This window comes from Azospirillum sp. B4, assembly GCF_000333275.1.
Lineage (GTDB): Bacteria > Pseudomonadota > Alphaproteobacteria > Azospirillales > Azospirillaceae > Nitrospirillum.
On record NZ_BACU01000453.1, the window covers coordinates 1 to 5,067 of the forward strand.

Genomic DNA, 5,067 nt, shown 5'->3' on the forward strand with positions numbered 1-5,067 from the left:
GGCCACCATCACCGCCGCCATGGCGCAAGAGTCGGTGGGCGACAAGCCCAAGTCCATGGGGGAGAAGCCCGGCGCCAATTCCGTGCTGGGCGTCACCCCGCGCACGGAGGATTTCGTGAAGGAGGTCGCCATCGGCGACATGTTCGAGATCCAGTCCAGCGAACTGGCGCAGCAGAAAGGCGACACCGCCACCAAGGCCTTCGCCGCCCAGATGATCGAAGCGCACAAGAAGACCTCGGCGGAACTGAAGACCATCGTCACCGGCGGCACCGTGCAGGCGACCATCCCCACGGCCCTGGACAACACCCACCAGAAGAAGTTGGACAAGCTGAACAGCCTGAGCGGCGCCGACTTCGTGAAGCAGTACCGCGAGGACCAGGTCAGCGTCCACAAGGACGCCGACAGCGCCTTCCAGCGCTATGCCAAGGGCGGCGAGAACGCGGCCCTGAAGGACTGGGCCGCCAAGACCGAACCCACCATCGCCCAGCACCTGGAGATGGCCAAGACCCTGGACAAGGTCAAATAGGCCGGCCGGTCGATGGACTTGTGAAGGGGCGGCCCATCGCGGCCGCCCCTTTTTACTCCGGTCGCCTACCCACCCCCGATGGTGTACCTATAGGTTTATGGGGATCATCTTTGGGGGACGACGCCTGTGCCCATCGCACCTTGGAAAATGCCGCGGCCGTGGCCCTTCATCTTGCTGGCCTTCCTGGTCCCCCTGGTCTTTTCCATCAGCCGTCCCGCCCGTGCCGATGAGGCGGATATGATGGTGGCGGTCAACTGCGACCAGAAGGCCACCATCGCAACCCTTAGGTTCCTCACCTACTACCCCGAGTCGGAGCCGGCCCCCCCAGGGGAACTGTACGACGCCGAATCCTTTCCCCGCTACGACGATCACCGCCGGCCACGCGTAGTATGCGATTTCGGCGGCGGCAAGACGGTTTCCATCACCGTGGGGATAAATCCGTATCACCTGGATTCCGCCAACGCGACCATCCATGTCGGTCATGTGGAAACGGTCAGCGCCCCTTTCTACACCTTCCCCACCGACCGCCCGAATTACGCCACGGACGTGAGAGTAGTTTTTTCCAGTGCGACGAAAGCCAAGGTCTGTGTCAACAACGCGCCCTGTCGAACCCTGGATCCGACAGCCCCCAATCCCGAAGCCAGGGTGGAGCCCAGTTTCGATTGCGCCAAGGCGTCCGCACCGCTGGATCTGCTGATCTGCCATGATCCTTGGCTACCAGCGTATGATCGGCGCATGGCAGACGTGTTCCGCCAGCTGATTCGTCCGACGGGACTGGTACCGGGTGTGACAGATGCTGAACGGTCGGCCTTCATGACCAAACATCGGGCCTGGCTGAAATCCCGGGCTTCCGCCTGCGGCATCCCCGACCATGGCAGCCTATCACCAAACGCGCCCATGGGGAAGGCGCTGGATTGCCTAGCCGACCTGTATGACGATTACACGACGGAATTGAGCAAGCTCATGGCCAAGCATCTTTCCAGCGCGCCGGCCCTCACCACTTTGCTGGGAACCTGGTCGGACAAATGCGGTGAGCGTGATCCCCGGGCATTCGTCCTCACCCTGTCGAAGGCCAAGGACGGAACCATCGCCGTTGAAACCTTCCCCAATTGGACCGCCTTTGCCGACATAGACACGATCAACCAGTACACGCTGGCGGATCTGTCGGCGACACCGGATGGCGGCCTATCCTTGATATTGCTTAACAAAATGGCCCCAGACCAACGTAGCCAGGCCACATTGGCCCGGCGAGAGGGCCGGTTGCGGCTATGGTCGCTGATCGGGGACGACGATTACGAATACGTCAAGGAAGCCACAGCCCAAGTGAACCGGGGAACGGGAATGGTGGCGCCTTGGATGGCGCGCTGCCCGACGCAGTAGCGCCTTCAGTCGCGCGCCAGCCCCGCCACCATCAGGCTGGCGGTGGCCGGGTTGCAGGCGAAGGGTAGGTCGGCCAGGGTGGCCAGGCGGATCAGGGCCTTCACGTCCACGTCATGGGGCAAGGTGCCCAGCGGGTCGACGAAAAAAATCATCAGGTCCAGCCCGCCCTCAACGATCAGGGCGCCGATCTGCTGGTCGCCGCCCAGGGGCCCGCTGCGCAGGCGGGTCATGTCCAGGCCGGGGATCGCCTCCGCCACGCGGGTGCCGGTGGAGGAGGTGGCGTAGATCTTGGCGCCGCGCAGGAAATCGGCATGGGCCAGGGCCCAGTCCACCATCGCCTGCTTCTTGCCGTCATGGGCGATCAGCCCGATCGTACGGCGGCCCTCTTCGCGCATCGTTCAAACTCCGGCAGTCACGAGGCCGCGGCCTTGCCCTCGGCCTCCTCACCCTGCGACAGCAGGTCCAGCGCCTCCTGCATCAGGTAGCGCATGGCGGCCTCCGCCCGGGGGGGGTCGCCCGCCAGGATGGCCTCGGCCACGGCGTTGTGATCCGCCACGCTGGCCAGGCGCACGCCCTTGTACTGGTTGGTGCGCCGGATGCTGAAACGCAAGGCGGTGTCGATCAGTTCCCGCAGCTGCAGATAGAAGCGGTTGCCGCTGGCCTTCAGGATGGCGACGTGGAAGTTGATGTCCGTGGTCAGCGGGTCGTCCTCCCCCCGCTCTGCCGCGTACATGCGGTCGATGGCCACTTTGATGGCCGCCTTCTCCGCCGGCGTGGCGCGGGCGGCGGCCAGCTGGGCGGCCAGCGGTTCCACCGCCAGGCGGATCTCCGTGAATTCCGCCAGCAGGGGCAGGGAGAACTTGCGCTCCAGGATCCAGCGCAGGACGTCGGGGTCCAGCAGGCTCCAGCTTTCCTCAGGCTCCACCCAGGTGCCCTGGCGCGGCCGGGCGCGCAGCAGGCCCTTGGCCGTCAGCATCTTCACCGCCTCGCGCAGCACGCTGCGGCTGGCGCCGTAGTGCTTGCACAGGTCGGCCTCGATGGGGAAGGGCTTGTCGGCACTGTAGGTCCCGGTAACGATCGCGGCCCCCAGATCCTGGACGATGGCGAACGTCAGGTTTTGGCCGCGAAACTTGGCAATCATCCCTTCCCCCACTTTATTCCATACAACAACTTATATCCCTGCCTGGGCCAATTTGAACGCACTATCGACCAGACCACGCACGCCGATGGTACCGATATCAAACACGAACAGATGGCCGGCGTTGGGGTCGGCCGCGATCTCGGCCGCCGTCATGCCCTCCCGCGCCGTGGTGACGAACAGCAGGGTCAGGTCCGGCCCGCCGAAGGCGACGCAGCTGACCCGCGCCGTGGGCACGGGGATGACGCCGGAAACGCTGCCGTCGGGAGCGTAACGCACCACCTGCGACGCCCCCCATTGCGCGCTCCACAGATGCCCCTCGGCATCGATGTTGGCGCCGTCGGGGTAGGCCCCTTCCTCCGTCGTCACGAAGACGCGTTCGTTGGCCGGCGTGCCGGTGGCGGTGTCATAGTCGAAGGCGCGAATCCGGCGGGTGGTGCTGTCGGCGTAGTACATGACCGTGCCATCCGGGCTCCAGCACAGGCTGTTGGAGATCAGGGCGCCCTGCACCAGCGGCGTGGCCCGGTCCCGCCCGTCCAGGCGGTAGAGCGCGCCGGCCAACGTGCCCGCCTCACGGGCCGCCTCATCCTCCACCATGGTGCCCGCCCAGAAGCGGCCCTGGCGGTCCACCCGGCCGTCGTTGAAGCGGACACCGGCGGGCAGGTCCTGCCGCGCCAGCCACTCCAGGGCGCCGGTGCCCACCACGCCAGCGCGGGGCGTGAAAAAGGCGAAACCGCTCTCGAACGCCACCACCAGCCGGTCGGCGTCGCCCTCGATCAGGCCGAAGGAGCACACGCGTTCGGGTGCCGCGAAGGTCTCGACGGTCCGGCTGCCCCAGTCCAGCCGGTGCAGCCGGCGCTCATGGATGTCCGTCCACCACAGCGACTGGTCGCGTTCATCCCAGGTGACCCCTTCGCCCAAGGTGTTGCCCAGGGCGAAGGTGGCGATCAGCGGGGCGTCGAGCACCGGACGGGCGTTCAGCGGACGGACGTTCGTCATTTTACCACCAGGTGATGTAGAGGGCGGAGAGGACGACCAGCACCACCAGGGCCGCGATGTTGAAGCCGGTGGTCGTGGAATAATCGATGCCCTTCAGCTTGACCTTGATCTGGCCCGGGATGGCGGCCGGGGCCGCCAGCGACACCAGCACGGCGCCGGCCAGGCAGAGCAGGAACACGATGCCCACGCGATCCATGAAGGGCAGTTCGGGCAGCCAGATCTTGAAGGCCAGCGACAGCACGGCCGACCCGATGGCGGCGGTCAGCGCGCCGGCGGCGCTGGCGCGGGCCCAGAACATGCCCAGCAGGAAGATGACGCAGATGCCCGGCGTGAAGAAGCCGGTGAATTCCTGGATGTACTGGAAGGCCTGGTCGAAGTTGCCCAGGAGAGGCTTGGCCACCACGATGCCGATGGCCACCGCCACCACGCTGACGATACGGCCCACCGCCACCAGGTGATGCTGGGTGGCATCCGTCCTGATGTGGGCGTAGAGATCCAGGGTGAAGATGGTGGCCACGCTGTTGATCTTGGACGCCAGCGACGCGACGATGGCCGCCACCAGGGCCGCGAACACCAGGCCCTTCAGGCCCACGGGCAGCATCTTCATCAGTTCGGGATAGGCCTGGTCCGGCACCGGCAGATTGGGGATCAGCATCACGGCGGCCAAGCCCGGCAGCACGATGATGACCGGCATCAGCAGCTTCAGGAAGGCGGCGAACACCACGCCGCGCTGCGCCTCCCGCACCGACTTGGCGGCCAGGGCGCGCTGGATGATGTACTGGTTGAAGCCCCAGTAGGACACGTTCATGACCCACAGGCCGCCCACCAGGACGGAGATGCCGGGCAGGTCCTTGTAAAAGGGCTGTCCTTGGTCAGGATCAGCTTGAACTTCTCCGGCACCGTCACCGACAGCTGGTGGAAGCCGGCCAGCACCCCCTGGCCGTCCGCGATCTTGTCCAGCGCCAGGTAGCTGATGATCAGGCCGCCCATGACCAGCAGGCCCACCTGCACGATGTCCGTCAGC

General features: G+C 65.8%; 6 protein-coding genes and 1 pseudogene. 2 read left to right on the forward strand and 5 right to left on the reverse strand.

The genetic code is table 11. From position 1 onward, the window contains the following. Positions 1–55: 55 nt before the first annotated feature. Complete coding sequence (locus I55_RS19765) at positions 56–526, forward strand: DUF4142 domain-containing protein (protein ID WP_252181221.1); 471 nt, start codon at positions 56–58, stop codon at positions 524–526. 171 nt (positions 527–697) lie between these two features. Continuing rightward, positions 698–1,906 carry a lysozyme inhibitor LprI family protein gene (locus I55_RS33280; RefSeq protein WP_148293851.1) on the forward strand — a complete coding sequence of 403 codons (1,209 nt, stop codon included), beginning with the start codon at positions 698–700 and terminating at the stop codon, positions 1,904–1,906. Positions 1,907–1,911: 5 nt separating this feature from the next. Here the strand turns inward: I55_RS33280 and I55_RS19775 are convergent, their stop codons facing one another. The 5 genes and pseudogenes from I55_RS19775 to I55_RS38570 form a co-directional block, all read right to left on the reverse strand. Then, a complete protein-coding gene (locus I55_RS19775; RefSeq protein WP_044562305.1) occupies positions 1,912–2,301 on the reverse strand; it encodes a methylglyoxal synthase in 390 nt (129 codons plus the stop codon). A gap of 17 nt (positions 2,302–2,318) precedes the next feature. Next, a complete protein-coding gene (locus I55_RS19780; RefSeq protein ID WP_044562306.1) occupies positions 2,319–3,047 on the reverse strand; it encodes a FadR/GntR family transcriptional regulator in 729 nt (242 codons plus the stop codon). Between the two features lie 30 nt (positions 3,048–3,077). Beyond that, positions 3,078–4,043: an SMP-30/gluconolactonase/LRE family protein gene (locus I55_RS19785; RefSeq protein WP_044562307.1), complete on the reverse strand. Its 966-nt coding sequence runs from the start codon at positions 4,041–4,043 to the stop codon at positions 3,078–3,080. A gap of 1 nt (position 4,044) precedes the next feature. Further along, positions 4,045–4,851, reverse strand: a complete 807-nt coding sequence (locus I55_RS19790; protein ID WP_252181220.1) for a hypothetical protein — start codon at positions 4,849–4,851, stop codon at positions 4,045–4,047. Next, positions 4,848–5,067, reverse strand: a pseudogene (locus I55_RS38570) (hypothetical protein); the annotation flags it as partial. The gene I55_RS19790 and the pseudogene I55_RS38570, both read right to left, overlap by 4 nt.

Bases quoted from the DNA above. Each gene is read 5' to 3' on its own strand.
- I55_RS19765 (WP_252181221.1), top strand. From the start codon at position 56: ATGGGGGAGAAGCCCGGCGCCAATTCCGTGCTGGGCGTCACCCCGCGC.
- I55_RS19775 (WP_044562305.1), bottom strand. From the start codon at position 2,301: ATGCGCGAAGAGGGCCGCCGTACGATCGGGCTGATCGCCCATGACGGC.
- I55_RS19780 (WP_044562306.1), bottom strand. From the start codon at position 3,047: ATGATTGCCAAGTTTCGCGGCCAAAACCTGACGTTCGCCATCGTCCAG.
- I55_RS19785 (WP_044562307.1), bottom strand. From the start codon at position 4,043: ATGACGAACGTCCGTCCGCTGAACGCCCGTCCGGTGCTCGACGCCCCG.
- I55_RS19790 (WP_252181220.1), bottom strand. From the start codon at position 4,851: ATGAACGTGTCCTACTGGGGCTTCAACCAGTACATCATCCAGCGCGCC.